This is a genomic window from Streptomyces sp. A01 (assembly GCF_059026195.1).
This window is the reverse complement of the sequence record NZ_JBWLKN010000012.1, coordinates 31257-48412: the sequence shown is the minus strand read 5'-3', so window position 1 is coordinate 48412 and position 17156 is coordinate 31257. Positions and strand designations below refer to the sequence as shown.

Here is a 17156-nt window from a genome sequence, read left to right as displayed (position 1 = left end):
GCCCGTGCCGACGCCCCCCAGTCCGAGGAGCACCCCATGAGCCTGCGGGCACGCATCGCTGCCCCCGAAGGCGGCGGACCCGGTGGGAACCGGGAGAACGGCCACCTGGTCGCCGTCTATCGTACGAAGCTGCTGGAAGAGATCGACCTCGCGGAGATGTCGTCGCTGGCGGCGGCCGAACGGCGGTCGCGTCTCGAACGCGTCCTTGGCCACATCATCAGCCGCGAAGGCCCCGTGCTGTCCACCGCCGAGCGCGCGCGGCTGATCCGCCGGGTGGTGGACGAGGCGCTCGGCCTCGGTGTCCTCGAACCGCTCCTGGAGGACGCGTCGATCACCGAGATCATGGTCAACGGGCCCGACCAGGTCTTCGTCGAGCGGGCGGGCCGGGTCGAGCTGGTGCCCGTGCGGTTCGCGTCCAGCGAGCAGCTGATGCAGACCATCGAGCGCATCGTGTCCACCGTCAACCGCCGCGTGGACGAGTCCAATCCGATGGTCGACGCCCGGCTGCCGTCCGGGGAGCGGGTCAACGTCATCATCCCGCCGCTCGCGCTGGACGGCGCCACGCTCACCATCCGCCGCTTCCCGCGCGCGTACACGCTGCACGAGCTGATCGGCATGGGAACGCTGGACGAGCAGATGCTCCTGCTGCTCGCCGCACTCGTCCGGGCCAAGTTCAACGTGGTCGTCTCCGGGCCGACCGGTTCGGGAAAGACCACTCTGCTCAACGCGTTGTCCGGGCTGATCCCCGACGGCGAGCGGATCATCACTGTCGAGGACGCCGCCGAGCTCCAGCTTCAGCAGACCCACGTGATCCGGCTGGAATCGCGACCGCCGAACGTCGAGGGCAACGGCCGGATCACCATTCGCGACCTCGTACGCAACTCGCTGCGCATGCGGCCCGACCGCATCATCGTCGGCGAGGTGCGCGGCGGGGAGACCCTGGACATGCTGCAGGCCATGTCCACAGGTCACGATGGATCGCTCGCCACCGTGCACGCCAACAGCGCGGAGGACGCGCTGATGAGGTTGCAGACGCTGGCGTCGATGTCGGAGGTGGCGATTCCGTACGAGGCGCTGCACGACCAGATCAACAGTGCCGTGGACTGCGTCGTGCAGCTGGTCCGCAACGCGGACGGCTCCCGCCGGGTCAGCGAGATCGCCCTGCTGGACTCGCACGGCCACGAGGACTACCGCATCACCACCGTCTGCCGGTTCGAGGCGCAGCCGCTGGACGCCGACCGGGTGGTGCGCGGGCGGTTCAGCCATCTGCCGGTGCCCGAGCGGGTCGCGGAGCGGCTGCGGCTGGCGAACGAGGCGGTGCCGCCGGCCTTCGGTGTCGCGGCCTTCCCTGCCCAGCTGATCACCCGGGACGCGCGGCGGAGGTGACCGTGACGATGACGGCGGAAGCCATGCCAGGCGTACGGAACGCGGACGGCGGTAACCAGACACCGGTGTCAGGCGTGAGAGATACGAGGGCACGGCAGGCAACGGCGGATGGGAGAGGGGAGGCCGGGTGCCGATGGACAACCTCGCCACGTTGACGATCGGCGCGACGCTGGTCTGCGGGCTGCTGGGCGTCGCGGGAGCCCAGGTGTACGCGACGGGCCGGGCCAGGCACCAGTCGCTCGTCGAGCGGCTCGCCGAAACGGAGGGGCCGCTCCCACCGACCGGGCGGCAGCGCCGCTTCGCGGGGCTCGACCGCCGGCTGCGGGGGACCCGCGTGGGCCGCAAGCTTGAGCTCCGTCTTGTCGCCACCGGCCTCGACATCACCCCGGGCGAATTCCTCGTCTGCACAGCGGGCACGGCCGCCGGACTCTGGCTGATCGCGCAGGCGGCGCTCGCCACCTTCTTCGGGCCGATCGCCGCCGTTGTCGCCGTGTGGTCCGCCTTCGCCTTCCTGAACTGGCAGCGGCAGAAGCGAATCGAGAAATTCATCAACCAGCTTCCCGAGCTCGCGCGCATCCTGGCCAACGCCACCCAGGCCGGGCTCGCCCTGCGCACCGCTCTGGGGCTGGCCGCCGACGAGATGGAGGCCCCGGCGGGCGAGGAGCTGGCGAAGGTGGCCGACAAGCTCGCGGTGGGCCACTCCATCGACGACGCCCTCGGCGAGCTCGCCGACCGGCTGCCATCCCGGGAGCTCGTCGTCCTGGTCACCACGCTGGTGCTGTCCAACCGGGCGGGCGGCGCCGTCGTCAGCTCGCTGCGCAACCTCACGCAGACCTTGGAAGAGCGCAAGGAGACCCGCCGCGAGGTCCGCACACAGCTCTCACAGGTCACCATCACGGCGTACGTCGTACCGCTGATGGGCATAGGCACGCTGCTGCTGATGGACAACGTCGCCGCCGGTTCGATCGAGCGGATGACCTCGTCGTTCTGGGGCCAGGCGGCGGTCGTGGCCGCCTTCGGTCTGTACGGGATCGGGTTCTTCCTGATCCGCCGCATGTCGAAGATCGCCATCTGAGGCCGGCAGGCCGTCAGGGAGCGGAGGGGAGGGACACGGGAATGGGAATCGGCCTGCTGCTGGCACTGGCCATCGGCCTCTCCACGGCCGGGGCCTGCTACGGCATCGCGCTCTACCGCAGGGAGGCCAAGCTCCCCAGCGACCTGGTGCTGGCGCTTGAGGTCGGAGCCACACGTACGACGGTCGTCGGCTCCGCGGTGGACCGGCTCGGCATGCGCTACGCCCCGCTCGTGCTCCGGATGATGGGCGACAAGCGGGTCGCCAAGGTCCGCCGCCGCATCGACCTCGCGGGCAACCCGGGCGGCCTGACGGTCGACCGCTACGCCGCCCGTCGCGCGGTGTACGGCGCGCTGGGCTTCGGCGGCGCGCTGGTGATGCTGCTCAGGGGCGAACTGCTGCTCTCCGTCCTGCTGGTGAGCTTCGGCCTGTTCTGGATCGAGGTCGGCATATGGGCGGCCGTCAGGGAACGCAAGGACGCCATCGAACGCACCTTGCCGGACTTTCTCGACGTGCTGGCCGTCGTCGTCAGCGCGGGCCTCAGCTTCCGGCAGGCACTGGACCGGGTATCCGACAAGTACGAGGGGCCATGGGCGGACGAACTGCGCATCACGCTACGGCAGATGGATATGGGCGTCAGCCGCCGCCAGGCCTTTGAGGAACTACGCAAACGCAACGACTCCGAGCAGGTCGCCCAGTTCGTCACCGCGCTCCAGCAGGGCGAGGAGCTGGGCTCGCCGATCGTGGAAACGCTGATAGCCATCGCGAACGACATGCGCCGTACGGACGCGCAGAACGCCCGACGTCGCGCGGCGAGGGCCGTCCCGAAGGCCACGCTCGTCATCACGACCTTCATGGTGCCGGGCACGATGGTGCTGCTGGTGGCCGGATTCTTCATCGGCTCCGGCACGGACTTCGGCTCCGTCACCGGTGACTGACCACGACAACTGCCACGTACGCCACGGGAACGAGCGACCACGAGGCGGTCGCCGCGGGAGGGGCAGGCGAAAGGGAGGGGCAAGAGGAGAAGAGCCAGCTCAGCGAAACGTCAGTACGGGGGACGTACCAGTTCAGGAGGGACCCACGATGCCGGACCGCACATGCAGCGAGCGGGCGACTGTCGAGCTGTCCACGGAAGCACCGCTTAAGTGCGTCTCCCCGTACGACACGCAGCGGGCCTCGCACCACGCCACCCCGCATCCGTTCTCGCACGCTTCGCAGCACACGTCCGCCCACCACGACCCGCAGTGCTCGCCGGGGCCATCGGGCAGCGGTAGTCGCGGACTTGGCGCTGTCTCAAATCCGTTTCCTTTACCAGGAAACCCTTTGCGGATGCAATCCGCTGTGGGACAGTCGTCTACCGAGGGCCCCGCGCCCGCAGGCGCGGGGGACCGGGCGGCCAAGCCGGAGCGGGGGTGAGACAGATGGGCCGCGTGGGACGTACAAAACGAGAGCGACCCATGAGGTTTCAACTCCCGTGGCGCGGAAGAGAATGCTGCGGGACGCCCTGTTCCGGAGCCGGTGATTCGGCGTACTTTTCTCGTGTCGCGAGCGGCACCACGGGGACCGACACGCCGGACCAGAGGGGGACGGCTGCCCACGGAGGGGAACACAATGGGAAAGCGCTTAGCGGGAAACGACCGCGGGCAGACCGCGGTCGAGTACCTGGGCATCATCGCCGTGGTGGTGGCGATCGTGATCGCGATCTCGGGAACGGACATCGGCAACGAGATCTTCAGTGCGATCACCGAGAAGATCGGCGAGGTAACCGGCGCCTGAGCAGCCCGACGGCCCGCCGGTACGGCGATGCGGGCCAGGCGTTCCCGATCTACATCACCGCTGTGGCGGGTCTCCTCTTTCTCGGGCTCGCCTTCTTCGCGGTGGGGCAAGCCGGTGCCACCCGTAACGGAGCGCAGACCGCCGCCGACGCGGCCGCTCTCGCCGCCGCCCAGGACTACCGCGACTCCCTGCGCGAGGGACTGCTGGCGTCCCTGGGCGATGACGAGGCATGGGAGGACTTGCTCGCGGGGCGCGGCGTCGGCATGGGCGACGTGTGCGACGAGGCGAGCTGGTTCGCGGGTGAGAACGACGCGAACGTCACCGAGTGCGAGCCGGTCGGAGGTCTCCCGCCGTCGTTCTACGTCAAGGTCATCACCCGCGGCACCGTGGGGGAGTCGATCGTCCCGGGCACGGAGTCCAAGCACGCCGAGGCCGAGGCCACGGCCGAGGTCGAGCCACGGTGCGTGCGCAAGCCGACCGAGCCGGAAGAGAGCCCGCGGCCGCCCGATCCTGACCCGGGTGAGGACGAGGGCGAGGACGGGGATGACGAGGGCGGGGAAGAGAAGCCCGACAAGCCGCCCGCGGAGTTCACCTGCGACGGCAAGGACTGGTCCATCGACCCCGAGGACCCGGATGTTCTCCCCGACGCGGCAGACCTGTTCGCCGTGCATCTCGCCGACTGACCAGTGAAGGGCCGACTCATGAGCATGCGGTACTACGCCATAGCGCGCAGAGTGCTGGCCGCCGGAGCGGCCGCGGTAAGCCTCACGCTGTTCGCCGCCGGATGCGGGGGAGGCGGCGACGACGAGCCGGACGCGAAGCCCTCCACAGGGCAGTCCTCCGAAGCCGGGGATGTGGCGAAGAACGGCGACGGCAACGAGGGCCCGGACGGCGGCACGGACGAGCGGACGAGCTCCGGGGAGCCGATCGCCGAACTCAGGGGCGAGGAGGGTGTCGTGCTGTCGCTCTACTCGGCGAAGCGGGACTCCGGCGGCTTCGTCACGGTCAACGGCCAGGTGGAGAACACTGGAGACAAGCTCTACGCCGGGGCGGCCAAGTGGCGGGGTGACGAGAGCGACGTACTCAAGCACGGGGCGTCCATCGCGGGGGCGGCCCTCATCGACGCCGAGGGCAAGAAGCGGTATTACGTGTTGCGGGACACCGAGGGACGTTGTCTGTGCACGATGTCGCTCGGCACGATCAGGGCAGGGGATACGGTGCCGGTTTTCATGCAGTTCCCCGCGCCGCCGGACGAGGTGGACGAGGTGCAGTTCCAGCTTCCGACGTTCCCCGCCGCCACCATCGAGATCTCCGGGTGACCGGCCCATGACCGCCGCCCGCACCACTCACCCGGTTACGCGAAGCCCTGGCCTCCGCCCGGCTGCCGCCGCCGCCCCTCGTGCGCGCCCGGTCGTCACCGCGCGCCGGGAGGCCGCCGTGCGTGGTGCCCGGATGGCGACCGCCGCGCTCGTCGTGCTCGCCGCGGCCACCTTCGGCCTGCCGTCCGCGCACGCCGCCGGGCCGTCCGACGATCCGCCCGGCGGATCGCGGTCCGCCGCCCCGCCCGTCGAGGTGGACGCCGGTGACCCGGATCTGAAGCTCGCGGACGGCGCCAAGCTCGGCGAGGTCAAGGTCCTCGACATCAAGTCGATCGTCGAGACCGACAACGGCGAGGAGCGGCGCGAGGACACCAACGTGGATGTCACGTTCGCCCTCCAGGCCGAGGTGCTGTTCGGCAAGGACAGCGCCAAGCTCGGCAGCGAGGCCAGCGCCCGCATCTCGGCCATCGCCAAGGAGGTAGAGGCACAGAACGCCCGCGACGTCCGGGTCTTCGGCTTCACCGATGACCTCGGGTCCTCCGCGCATGGCGACACGCTGTCCAAGAAGCGCGCCGACGCCGTGCAGCGGCAGCTGTCACAGGAGCTCGACTCCAGCGTCAACTACCAGATCCGGGGTTACGGCGAGGACTACCCCATCGCCGACAACTCCACCGAGGCGGGCCGCAAGAAGAACCGCCGGGTCGAGGTCAGCTTCCCGCGCACCAGTTCGTAGCCCGACGAGGCCCGAGATGACGGATTAGTGGCGATTTGAAAGCGTAACAAAGGAATGGCCGCGAAAGGCAGTTCATGCGGGCAGAGGTGCCCTACAGTCGCTTACGCACTGCTCACACGCGGCCAGCTGGAAGTGCATCGCGCGAGCCTGCCTGCGTTCTCCTGCCCTGGGAGAGGGAGGCGCGCGTCAGGGAGACGAGCCACCAGCTGACGCACGTGTGCCGCGGGGCGGTGCGTCGACGGTGACGCGTACCCCCCGGCGCAGACCCCACTGCTCCATCGCGCCCGCACTGGCCTCCAGGACGTGGCGCGAGCGCGGTCTCGGCAGGCCGAGTCGGCCGGGGCGCATGGTGCGTACGGCCAGGACAGTCAGTCGGCGGTCGAGATAGGCGACGTCGATGGCGAAGCGCATCCGGAAGGTGTGCACACCGCTCGCGGGGGACAGCAGCAGCGCGCCCTCCACGCCGTGCCGGCCCAGCAGCCCGCGTGAGCGCGCCCGGTAGGACGCCGCGATCTCCAGCGGAATGACCAGCTCCGCCCCCGTGGTCCCGGCTGGCTCCGGTGTGACCGGCACGCACAGCGCGCCCTGTCCGTCCCGCCAACGCCCCATCTGTTCGCCGCCCCTCCCGTCGCCCGGCCCGAGTGGCCCCGTTCAGCGTTGTATCAGCCGGGGCACGTGGCGCGCGGGCGTTCCGTAGGCTCGGCGGTGTGCATCCGCTGCTGATACTTCTCGCCACCGCGTACGGCGCCCTCGCCGGGCTCCTGGTGGTCCGTCCGCTGTTCCGGCTGACCGTCCAGCCCGAGGAGCCGTGGCGCGCCGCGTGCCCGGGCGGGCATCCGCTCACCGGACCGGCGCGCGGCTGGCTCGGCCTGGCCCGCTGCCGTCCCTGCGCCACGGGCGCCGCCGCAGCTGAAGCCCAGGCGGGGGCAGGGGCTGGGGCAGAGGCCGACGCGGACACCGTCCTGACCGCTGACGGCGGCCTCACCGGCGGAGCGGGAGACGCCGGTGACGCCAGGGAAGCCCGAGGCGCGAATAGCGCTGCGGGCGCGGAGGGGATCGGTGGCGCGGGCGCCACGGACTTGGCGGGGGGCGATGACGCGACCGGGACGTACGGAGCACGCGGGACATATGGGGCGAGTGTGCCCCTCATCACCCTTACCTGCGCCCTCGCCTGCGGGGGGCTCGCCGCCGCCGTCGGCGCCAGGCCGGAGCTGGCCGTGTGGCTCCTGCTCGTACCGCTCAGTGTGCTGCTCGCCGGGGTGGACCTGACCGTGCACAGGCTGCCGGATGTGCTGACGCTGCCGATGGCGGTGGGGTCGGCCGCGCTGCTCGGCGCGGCGGCGCTGCTGCCTGGCGCGGCGGGTTCATGGTCACGCGCCGTGTTCGGCGGGCTCGCGCTGGGCGCCGCCTATTTCGTGCTGTTCCTGATCAACCCGAGCGGTATGGGTTTCGGTGACGTCAAGCTCGCGCTGACGTTGGGTGTCGCTCTCGGGTGGTACGGCTGGGATGCGTTGTTCGCGGGCGCGTTCACCGGTCTCCTGCTGGGCGCCTTCTACGGTGTAGCGCTTGTGCTGACGCGCCGGGCGGGGCGGAAGTCGGCGATGGCCTTCGGCCCCTTCATGATCGTCGGAGCCGGTGCGGGGGTGCTGCTCGGAGGTCTGGTCGCCGCCTAAGCCCGCCTGATCGACGACGCGCCGAACGCTGTGTGAGGCGTTGATGCACGGAGCACCCCTCACGAAGGGTTATGGTGGAAACCCCCCCTCGGGCCGGTCCGTATCCCCCCCACGGACCGGCCCGCTTTATGTCCGGGCCCAGCTTCGCCCGGCCCCTGTGGCGGCGGGCCTCACCCGTTGCGGCGGGCCCAGATGTTGACGCCCTCGGTGCTGCGCGCGTACGAGTCGATGTCCGCCAGCTCCTCCTCGGTCAGTGCCGGAGCGCCCAGGGCCGCCACGTTCGCCTCCAGTTGGCGCACGCTTGAGGCGCCGATCAGGGCCGACGTCATGCGGGGGTCCCGCAGCACCCAGCCCAGTGCGAGCTGGGCGAGCGACTGGCCGCGCCGCGTGGCGATCTCGTTGAGACCGCTCAGGCGGCGTACGACCTCGTCGGTCAAGAGTTCCGGGTCCAGCGACTTGCCCTGCGAGGCGCGCGAGCCCTCCGGAACGCCGTGCAGATACTTGTCGGTCAGCAGGCCCTGGGCGAGCGGGGCGAAGGAGACGCATCCCATGCCCTCGTCCTCCAGTGTGTCGAGGAGCGCGTCGTCCTCGGTCCACCGGTTGATCATCGAGTACGACGGCTGGTGGATCAGCGCGGGAATACCCATCTCGCGCAGCAGCCGCGCCGCCTCGGTGGTCTGCTCGGCGTTATAAGAGGACACGCCCGCGTACAGCGCCTTGCCCTGCTGGACGGCGGACGCCAGCGCGCCCATCGTCTCCTCAAGAGGCGTCTCCGGGTCGAAGCGGTGCGAGTAGAAGATGTCGACGTAGTCGACACCCATCCGGCGCAGCGACGCGTCCAGCGAGGACAGCAGGTACTTCCGCGAGCCCCACTCGCCGTACGGGCCCGGGTGCATCCAGTAGCCCGCCTTGGTGGCCAGGATGATTTCGTCCCGGTATGGGCGGAAATCCTGGGCGAAGATCTTGCCGAAGTTCAGCTCGGCGGAGCCGGGCGGCGGGCCGTAGTTGTTGGCGAGGTCGAAGTGGGTCACGCCGAGGTCGAAGGCGCGGCGGAGGATGGCGCGCTGCGAGGAGAGGGACCGGTCGTCACCGAAGTTGTGCCACAGGCCCAGGGAGATGGCGGGGAGCTTCAGGCCACTGCGGCCCGTGCGCCGGTACTCCATCGAGTCATAGCGGTCGTCGGCGGCGCGGTAGGGGGAATTGTCGTTCACGGGACTTCCTGTTCGGCTGCTGGTGTCGCTTCTCGTTCCGGGTGAGCTCTGCGCCGACGCTATACCGCAGCTCACCGGCCCAGCTTCGCTCAACCGACGCCCCGGCAGTAAGGTGGCGCCCTTGAGGCGGCCGCCACGGCACGGAGGCGCCGCGGCATGGAGGGCTGGAGAACGTGAACCTGCGCGACCTGGTGTACAGGCTTTACGCACGCCGGGTGGAAGGGCGCCTCGATCACGACCAGGTGCCGGGGCACATCGGCGTCATCCTCGACGGCAACCGCAGGTGGGCCCGCGCGGCCGGTGGCACCACGGCAGAGGGGCACATCGCCGGGGCCAACAAGATCCGCGAGCTGCTCGGCTGGTGCACCGAGACCGACGTCAAGGTCGTCACGCTGTGGATGCTGTCGACGGACAACCTCGACCGCCCCGAGGACGAGCTCCATCCGCTGCTGCGCATCATCGAGGGCGCCGTCCGTGACCTCGCGGCCGACGGCCGCTGGCAGGTCCACCACGTCGGGACGCTCGACCTGCTTCCGGCACAGACCCAGATGGTGCTGAAGGAGGCCGAGGAGGCCACCCGGTATGTCGACGGAATACTGGTCAACATCGCCGTGGGCTACGGGGGGCGACAGGAGATCGCGGACGCCGTGCGGTCGTTGCTCCTGGACCACGCGTCCCGCGGCACCTCTTTCGAGGAACTGGCCGAGATCATTGACGTCGAGCTGATCTCCGAACACCTGTACACGCGGGGCCAGCCCGACCCCGATCTGGTCATCCGTACGAGCGGTGAACAGCGGCTGTCCGGCTTCATGCTCTGGCAGAGCGCCCACTCGGAGTACTACTTCTGCGAGGTCTTCTGGCCCGCGTTCCGCAAGGTGGACTTCTTGCGTGCGCTCCGTGACTACGCGGCACGCCACCGGCGTTACGGCGGTTAACAGCAGGTATCGCCGGGTAACGGGAGTCGACGAAACGTCGACGGTGTCATATGCCGTGGCATGGGGTGCGGCCTTCGCGGGAATACCCCAGTCACATCGGCGCCCCGACCTTGGGTCGCCGAACTGCCAGCGGGCGGCATGGGGCCGTCCGCCCGGGAGGCCCTTTGCACCAGGACGACCGTGCCGATCGCATGGCGCAGCCCCCACGCTCCCGCCATCGCTTCCCGTACGGCTGTCGTGAGGGGGCGGAATCCGGTCCCCCTGGGGTCGGAGCCCGGTACCTTCCCCCGCGACGCCGTCGCACCCAACCTCTCCCGAGGGGGTTCGTCCACCCGTGGTGACCAGCAAGAAACGCCGCGATCTCGACCGGCGCACGTATGTCCTCGACACCAGCGTCCTGCTGGCCGACCCGAATGCCATGGCCCGCTTCGACGAGCATGAAGTCGTGCTCCCCGTCGTCGTGGTCACGGAGCTGGAGGCCAAGCGGGCCCATCCGGAGCTTGGATATTTCGCCCGGCAGGCGTTGCGCCTGCTTGACGAGTACCGCGTCAGGTTCGGCAGGCTCGATGCCCCCATCCCGATCGGAGAGCTGGGCGGCACGCTGCGCGTCGAGCTCAACCACTCGGACCCGGGCATACTCCCGGCGGGCTTCCGGCTCGGTGACAACGACTCCCGCATCCTGGCGGTCGCCAGAAACCTCCAGGCGGAGGGGCACGACGTCACCGTCGTCTCCAAGGACCTCCCGCTGCGCATCAAGGCGTCGTCGGTGGGCCTGCTCGCCGAGGAGTACCGCGCGGAGCTGGCGATCACGGACTCGGGCTGGACGGGCATGACCGAGCTGGTGGTCCCGCCCGACCAGGTGGACGAGTTGTTCGCCGCCGAGACCGCGTATCTGCCGGAGGCGGCCGAACTGCCCGTGCACACCGGTCTGGTGCTCCAGTCGACACGCGGCAAGGCGCTCGGCCGGGTGATGGCGGACGGCGCTGTGCGGCTGGTCCGCGGGGACAGGGAGGCGTTCGGCATCCACGGCCGCAGTGCGGAGCAGCGCGTCGCGCTGGATCTGCTGCTCGACCCCGAGGTGGGCATCGTCTCGATGGGCGGCCGGGCCGGCACCGGCAAGTCGGCGCTCGCGCTGTGCGCGGGGCTTGAGGCCGTGCTGGAGCGGCAGCAGCACCGGAAGGTGATGATCTTCCGTCCGCTGTACGCGGTGGGTGGCCAGGAGCTCGGCTATCTGCCCGGCAGCGAGGCCGAGAAGATGAGCCCGTGGGCGCAGGCGGTCTTCGACACGCTGTCGGCGGTGACCAGTGCCGACGTCATCGAGGAGATCGTCGGCCGCGGCATGCTGGAGGTGCTGCCGCTGACGCACATCCGGGGCCGCTCGCTGCACGACGCCTTCGTGATCGTCGATGAGGCGCAGTCGCTCGAACGCAACGTGCTGCTGACCGTGTTGTCGCGGATCGGCGCCAACTCCCGGGTGGTTTTGACCCACGATGTCGCCCAGCGGGACAACTTGCGCGTCGGCCGGTACGACGGCGTGGTCGCGGTCGTCGAAAAGCTCAAGGGGCACCCGCTTTTCGCCCACGTGACGCTCACCCGCTCCGAGCGGTCGCCCATCGCGGCCCTCGTGACCGAGATGCTGGAGGAGGGGCGGGTTTAGCCGACTTCGTCACCCGTAGCCGCGCGGCAAAGCTCAGGAGCTTAGCCGTGCGGCTTTGTGCTGCGCTCGCGTTTCCGCGAATCAGATGAGGTAAACGGGGTGTGAGCTTTCACACGCAACGGAGAATTGCTTCCGGGGCTCGGCTTCCGGCAGGGTGTGGGTCCTGTCAGGCCCCGCATACGGCACATCCGCATCAGCGCCCCCTAGGGGTATCCCCGGAGACCATCCGGGGGATGGTGCGGAGCACAACAAGCCAGAACTGAAAAGCGTTCGCCGTATGCCGCCCGAGCACCAAGCGGACCTCCTCCGGGAGGGCCCACCGGGCCAGTCCCTCCCGTGACCAGCCGTTCCCAGTCCCCTGGGGCCGGAACAAGGGGAGGGCCGCGCCAGGGGCACGATTGCGTCCGCGAGGTCACCTAAGCGGGCGATGCTGGAAGGAAACCGTGTGAGCCGGATCTCGGTCCGGGGATTCGCAGTGGCCTCCGCCACCGCGGTCACCACCGTCGGCGCCGTTGTTGGCGTCGCATCGGGCAGCGACAAGGGCTCGACCGAACCGGTCGAGGCCACCGCGGCCGACGCGACCCTCCTTGCGGAAATTCCCGCCGGGCAGCAGGCCCAGGCGCAGACCGCATCCCTGACGCAGCAGGCAGACCTCCAGTCCACCGCGGCTGACGCGGAGGCGAAGAAGTCCGCCGAGGAAGCGGCCCGTAAGCAGGCGGCCCAGGACGCGTCGGCCAAGAAGGAAGCCGCCGCGGCGAAGGCAAAGGCGAAGGAGAAGGAAAAGGCGGCTGAGAAGGCCGCCAAGGCCCGCGAGGAGAAGAAGGAAGAGACCGCGAGCCGTTCCGCGCCGCGCGACTCCGACGCCTTCCCCTCCAAGGGCTCCTACTCGATCGCCGATGTCCAGTCGATGGCACGCCAGATGGTCCCCGGCGACCAGTTCCAGTGCTTCAGCAACATCGTGGACCATGAGAGCGGCTGGAACTACAAGGCGACGAACCCGTCCTCGGGCGCGTACGGCCTCGTGCAGGCGCTTCCCGGCTCCAAGATGTCCTCCGCGGGCGCGGACTGGCAGACGAACCCGGCCACGCAGATCAAGTGGGGCCTGAACTACATGAACGAGCGCTACGACAGCCCTTGTGGCGCTTGGGCGTTCTGGCAGGCCAACAACTGGTACTAGAGGCGACGGGCCCTCATACGAGCCCATCGACTTCGCGAAGCCCCCGACCACATCCGGTCGGGGGCTTTGTGTGTGTAACGTCTTCCCGAACGGCCTTGGGGGAGTGGGGGTAGGGAAAGAGAAATGTCCAGATTGCCACAGTGGGTTGGCGGGCTGGGAGCTAGTCTGACGCGACTCGCTGAACGGCTCGACGCCAAAGGGGACGACGCCGCGACGGCCGGCCCCGAGGTGCCGGGCCACGCGCACGAGTCCGGGGCCGCCCCGTCCGCAGCCACGCAACCCGAGGCGTCCGCCGCCGGTGAGCGGGGAACCGGCGACCCCGGCCCCGAGGCGGCGCGGTCCGCCGCGTCGGCCGCACCCCCGGTCACCTCCGTCGATGAGCCGCTCCCCGATCTCCCCTCCGCCCGGAGCGCCGCCACGGTGTCCGGCTCCGGGGACGACGGCGCCCCTCAAACCGGCGCCGGGGTGGAGGAGCCGTCACAGGTGCCACTACCGCCGCTCTACGCACCGGCCATAGCGCCCCGCCCCGATCCCGTCGCGACCGTCCCCTGGGGGATGCGGGTCGCCGCCGAGGTCGGCTGGCGGTTGCTGGTCCTCGCGGGCACGGTCTGGGTGCTGATGCGTGTCATCAGCGCGGTGCAGCTCGTGGTGCTCGCCTTCGTCGCCGCGCTGCTGATCACCGCGCTGCTTGAGCCGACCGTCGCCCGGCTCCGGCGCCGGGGCGTGCCGCGCGGAGTGGCCACGACCATCGTCTTCATCGGCGGCTTCGTCATCATGGGGCTGGTCGGCTGGTTCGTGGTCTGGCAGGTCATGGAGAACCTGGACTCGCTCTCCGAGCGCGTCCAGGACGGCATCGACGAGCTGCGCCGCTGGCTGCTGAACAGCCCGTTCCATGTGACCGAGGACCAGATCAACGACGTCGCCAAGAACTTGCGGCAGACGGTCGGTGCCAACACCGACGAGATCACCTCGGCCGGACTTGAGGGCGTGACGTTCATCGTCGAGCTGCTCACCGGCCTCATGCTCGCGATGTTCAGCACGCTGTTCCTGCTGTACGACGGCCCCAAGATCTGGAACTGGGTCCTCAAGCTGGTGCCCAGCTCGGCCCGCGAGGGCGTGGCGGGCGCGGGCCCGCGCGCCTGGCAGACCCTCACCGGCTACGTGCGCGGCACGGTCATAGTGGCGCTGATCGACGCGATCTTCATCGGCGTCGGCATCTTCTTCCTCGATGTGCCGATGGCGGTACCGCTCGCGGTCTTCATCTTCCTGTTCGCCTTCATCCCGCTGATCGGCGCGGTCGTCTCAGGCGCGCTCGCCGTCGTCGTCGCGCTGGTCACCCAGGACGTCTTCACGGCGGCGATGGTGCTGCTCGTGGTGCTGGCCGTGCAGCAGATCGAGGGCCATATCCTGCAGCCGTTCATCCTGGGCCGGGCGGTGCGGGTGCACCCGCTCGCCGTGGTGCTCTCGGTCGCCGCCGGTTCGCTGATCGCGGGCATCGGCGGCGCCGTGGTCGCCGTGCCGCTGGTAGCGGTCACCAACACGGTCGTCGGTTACCTGCGCGCGCACGCCAAGGAACACGCACTGCGCGCCGCGGCCACACCGCACGGGGCGACGGTGGCGGAACTGGCTCCCGTACCACCACCGGCTGACACCGAGGAGCGCGAGCGCGAACGGTAGCCCGGGCGGCGGGGCGGGCGCCGGGGCGGCAGACCGGTGCGCCGTCCCGCAGGCTCGTACGGTGCCGGTCGTACGGCCCATACGGGGCCGCTGGTCGTACGACCCGTACGGGCCGCTGGTCGTACGACCCGTACGGGGCCGGGGAGTCGGCCGTACGGGGCATACGCGGCGTACGGGAGACACGGGGTGCGGGACCCCCGGCGAGGCGGCGGAGCACGGAGAGGGCCCCGCGGACGGTGTGTCGTCCGCGGGGCCCTCTCGTGTGGCTTCCGCTCGGTGCGCGCCGCGTTCAGCTGGCGGGCGGCGGCGTTCGTACCGGCGCGCCGCCCGGACGCGTACCGGCTATTCGGCCAGTGCGGCCTCGGCGTCCAGCGTGGCGCCGACCGCCTGCAGGACGGCGGCGATCTTGAACGCTTCCTGGATCGTCTCGCGGTCCACACCGGCCTTGCGCAGCACCTGCTCGTGCGAGTCGAGGCACATGCCGCAGCCGTTGATCGCGGAGACGGCGAGCGACCAGAGCTCGAAGTCGACCTTGTCCACGCCCGGGTTGCCGATGACGTTCATCCGCAGGCCCGCGCGCAGGTTGCCGTACTCGGGGTCCGACAGCAGGTGCCGGGTCCGGTAGTAGACGTTGTTCATCGCCATGATGGCGGCGGCCGACTTGGCCGCGGTGTACGCCTCGGGGGAGAGGTTGGCCTTCGCCTCGGGCTCCAGCTCCTTCAGCACACGCGGCGAGCGGGAGGCGATGGCGCAGGCGAGCACCGTGCCCCACAGCTGCTGCTGCGGAAGGTCGGAGTTGCCGATGACCGACCCGAGGTTGAGCTTCAGGTCCTTGGCGTAGTCCGGGACAGCGGACTTCAGTTCATCGAGTGCCATGGATCAGATCACTCACCCGAGAGCAGCGCGACCGGGTCAAGGGTCTCGTCGCCCTTGCTCCAGTTGCACGGGCAGAGCTCGTCGGTCTGCAGGGCGTCGAGGACCCGCAGGACCTCCTTGGGGTTACGGCCCACGGAACCGGCGGTCACCATGGTGAACTGGATCTCGTTGTTCGGGTCCACGATGAAGACGGCGCGCTGCGCGAAGCCGTCCTCGCCCTCGACGCCACAGGCACGCATGAGGTCGTGCTTGGAGTCGGCGAGCATCGGGAAGGGCAGGTCACGCAGGTCGGCGTGGTCCTTGCGCCAGGCGTGGTGCACGAACTCGGAGTCGCCGGAGGCGCCGAGGATCTGCGCGTCGCGGTCAGCGAACTCGTCGTTCAGCTTGCCGAAGGCGGCGATCTCGGTCGGGCACACGAAGGTGAAGTCCTTGGGCCAGAAGAAGACGACCTTCCACTTGCCCTCGTAAGTCTTGTGGTCGATCTGCGCGAACGCCTTGTCCGCGTCAAGGTCGACGCAGGCGGTCAGGTCGAACTCGGGGAACTTGTCACCGACAGTGAGCACACGCTCTCCTTAAAGCGAAGAAAACCCCTTAAAGGGGTTTCCTGAGGGTTGGACGAGATCCACAGTGCCACAGGAGGCATTGATCGCGGAAATAGCTAAACTGGGAACAGTTGATCGGAGGTGGTTATCAGTGGTGTCGCCCGTCACAGCGGGGAGCAGGCCCAGGCAGCCCAGCCTGGCGCAGCTGCGTGCCTTCGTCGCCGTCGCCGAATATCTGCATTTCCGCGATGCGGCGGCCGCCATCGGGATGAGCCAGCCCGCGCTGTCCGGCGCGGTCGCGGCGCTGGAGGAGTCGCTCGGCGTACAGCTTCTTGAGCGTACGACGCGGAAGGTGCTGCTCTCACCCGCGGGGGAGCGGCTGGCGGTGCGCGCCCGGAAGGTGCTCGACGCGGTCGGGGAGCTGATGGAGGAGGCGGAGGCGGCGCGCGCGCCGTTCACCGGCGTGCTGCGGCTGGGCGTGATCCCCACCGTCGCCCCGTATCTGCTGCCCATCGTGCTCCGGCTCGTGCACGAGCGCTATCCGCTGCTCGACCTCCAGGTGCACGAGGAGCAGACAGGATCGCTGCTGGACGGGCTGGGGCACGGGCGGCTCGACCTGCTGCTCCTCGCGGTCCCGCTCGGTGCTCCGCAGGTCGTCGAACTTCCGCTGTTCGAAGAGGACTTCGTGCTGGTCATGCCCAGGGACCACTGGCTCGGCGGGCGTGGTGACGTACCGCGCGAGGCGCTGAAAGAGCTGGAACTGCTGCTCCTCGATGAGGGGCACTGCCTGCGTGACCAGGCGCTCGACATCTGCCGCGAGGCGGGCCGTACGGAGGGGGCGCCGGTCACCACCAGCGCGGCGGGCCTGTCCACGCTGGTGCAGCTGGTGGCCGGGGGGCTCGGGGTGACGCTGCTGCCGCGTACGGCGGTGCGGGTGGAGACGGCGCGTAACGACCAGCTGACGACGGGGTACTTCGCTGATCCAGCGCCGTCGCGGCGGATCGCGCTGGCCATGCGGGCGGGGGCGGCGCGGCAGGCGGAGTTCGAGGTGTTTGCGGGGGCCTTGCGTGAGGCGATGCGGCCGTTGCCGGTGCGGGTGATGTCGTAACCGCCGGGTCT

At 69.8% G+C, this 17156-nt stretch carries 17 protein-coding genes; 13 read left to right on the top strand and 4 right to left on the bottom strand.

Features of this window, described 5'->3' with window-relative positions; all coding sequences use genetic code 11:
• Positions 1–36: 36 nt before the first annotated feature.
• The 7 genes from AC5P1B_RS17975 to AC5P1B_RS17945 all read left to right on the top strand — a co-directional run bounded on the left by AC5P1B_RS17975 (position 37) and on the right by AC5P1B_RS17945 (position 6289).
• Complete coding sequence (locus AC5P1B_RS17975) at positions 37–1386, top strand: TadA family conjugal transfer-associated ATPase (protein WP_493888273.1); 1350 nt, start codon at positions 37–39, stop codon at positions 1384–1386.
• Positions 1387–1519: 133 nt separating this feature from the next.
• Positions 1520–2461 (top strand): type II secretion system F family protein, encoded by a 942-nt coding sequence (locus tag AC5P1B_RS17970; protein WP_493888427.1) that lies wholly within the window; start codon positions 1520–1522, stop codon positions 2459–2461.
• A gap of 41 nt (positions 2462–2502) precedes the next feature.
• Positions 2503–3396, top strand: a complete 894-nt coding sequence (locus AC5P1B_RS17965) for a DUF5936 domain-containing protein (protein ID WP_493888272.1) — start codon at positions 2503–2505, stop codon at positions 3394–3396.
• Positions 3397–4072: 676 nt separating this feature from the next.
• Entirely contained in the window at positions 4073–4237 is a 165-nt protein-coding gene (locus AC5P1B_RS17960; protein WP_493888271.1) for a hypothetical protein, read from the top strand.
• A gap of 62 nt (positions 4238–4299) precedes the next feature.
• Positions 4300–4920: a pilus assembly protein TadG-related protein gene (locus tag AC5P1B_RS17955; protein ID WP_493888269.1), complete on the top strand. Its 621-nt coding sequence runs from the start codon at positions 4300–4302 to the stop codon at positions 4918–4920.
• 18 nt (positions 4921–4938) lie between these two features.
• Positions 4939–5556 carry a hypothetical protein gene (locus tag AC5P1B_RS17950; protein ID WP_493888267.1) on the top strand — a complete coding sequence of 206 codons (618 nt, stop codon included), beginning with the start codon at positions 4939–4941 and terminating at the stop codon, positions 5554–5556.
• A gap of 133 nt (positions 5557–5689) precedes the next feature.
• Positions 5690–6289, top strand: a complete 600-nt coding sequence (locus AC5P1B_RS17945; protein ID WP_493888266.1) for an OmpA family protein — start codon at positions 5690–5692, stop codon at positions 6287–6289.
• Positions 6290–6475: 186 nt separating this feature from the next.
• Here the strand turns inward: AC5P1B_RS17945 and AC5P1B_RS17940 are convergent, their stop codons facing one another.
• Positions 6476–6898, bottom strand: a complete 423-nt coding sequence (locus AC5P1B_RS17940; protein ID WP_493888265.1) for a DUF192 domain-containing protein — start codon at positions 6896–6898, stop codon at positions 6476–6478.
• 98 nt (positions 6899–6996) lie between these two features.
• On the opposite strand from AC5P1B_RS17940, the gene AC5P1B_RS17935 reads away from it, so the two are divergent.
• Positions 6997–7962, top strand: coding sequence for a prepilin peptidase (locus tag AC5P1B_RS17935; protein ID WP_493888264.1), 966 nt, complete (start codon positions 6997–6999; stop codon positions 7960–7962).
• A gap of 170 nt (positions 7963–8132) precedes the next feature.
• On the opposite strand, the gene mgrA is transcribed toward AC5P1B_RS17935, so the two are convergent.
• Positions 8133–9173 (bottom strand): L-glyceraldehyde 3-phosphate reductase, encoded by a 1041-nt coding sequence (mgrA, locus tag AC5P1B_RS17930; RefSeq protein WP_493888263.1) that lies wholly within the window; start codon positions 9171–9173, stop codon positions 8133–8135.
• Between the two features lie 173 nt (positions 9174–9346).
• On the opposite strand from mgrA, the gene AC5P1B_RS17925 reads away from it, so the two are divergent.
• The 4 genes from AC5P1B_RS17925 (at position 9347) to AC5P1B_RS17910 (ending at position 14619) form a co-directional block, all read left to right on the top strand.
• Positions 9347–10108, top strand: a complete 762-nt coding sequence (locus AC5P1B_RS17925) for an isoprenyl transferase (RefSeq protein ID WP_493888262.1) — start codon at positions 9347–9349, stop codon at positions 10106–10108.
• Between the two features lie 334 nt (positions 10109–10442).
• The gene (gene phoH2 / locus AC5P1B_RS17920; RefSeq protein WP_493888260.1) at positions 10443–11765 is read left to right on the top strand and encodes an RNA 5'-3' helicase PhoH2; all 1323 of its coding nucleotides are present in this window, start codon (positions 10443–10445) and stop codon (positions 11763–11765) included.
• Positions 11766–12210: 445 nt separating this feature from the next.
• On the top strand, positions 12211–12942 hold the full coding sequence (locus tag AC5P1B_RS17915; protein ID WP_493888259.1) for an aggregation-promoting factor C-terminal-like domain-containing protein: 732 nt from the start codon (positions 12211–12213) through the stop codon (positions 12940–12942).
• 123 nt (positions 12943–13065) lie between these two features.
• Positions 13066–14619 (top strand): AI-2E family transporter, encoded by a 1554-nt coding sequence (locus tag AC5P1B_RS17910; protein ID WP_493888257.1) that lies wholly within the window; start codon positions 13066–13068, stop codon positions 14617–14619.
• 342 nt (positions 14620–14961) lie between these two features.
• On the opposite strand, the gene AC5P1B_RS17905 is transcribed toward AC5P1B_RS17910, so the two are convergent.
• Positions 14962–15495 (bottom strand): alkyl hydroperoxide reductase, encoded by a 534-nt coding sequence (locus AC5P1B_RS17905; protein ID WP_493888255.1) that lies wholly within the window; start codon positions 15493–15495, stop codon positions 14962–14964.
• A gap of 8 nt (positions 15496–15503) precedes the next feature.
• Positions 15504–16058: a peroxiredoxin gene (locus AC5P1B_RS17900; RefSeq protein ID WP_493888254.1), complete on the bottom strand. Its 555-nt coding sequence runs from the start codon at positions 16056–16058 to the stop codon at positions 15504–15506.
• A 133-nt stretch (positions 16059–16191) separates the two neighbouring features.
• Between AC5P1B_RS17900 and AC5P1B_RS17895 the strand changes: the two genes are divergently transcribed.
• The gene (locus AC5P1B_RS17895) at positions 16192–17145 is read left to right on the top strand and encodes a hydrogen peroxide-inducible genes activator (RefSeq protein ID WP_493888252.1); all 954 of its coding nucleotides are present in this window, start codon (positions 16192–16194) and stop codon (positions 17143–17145) included.
• Positions 17146–17156: the final 11 nt, after the last annotated feature.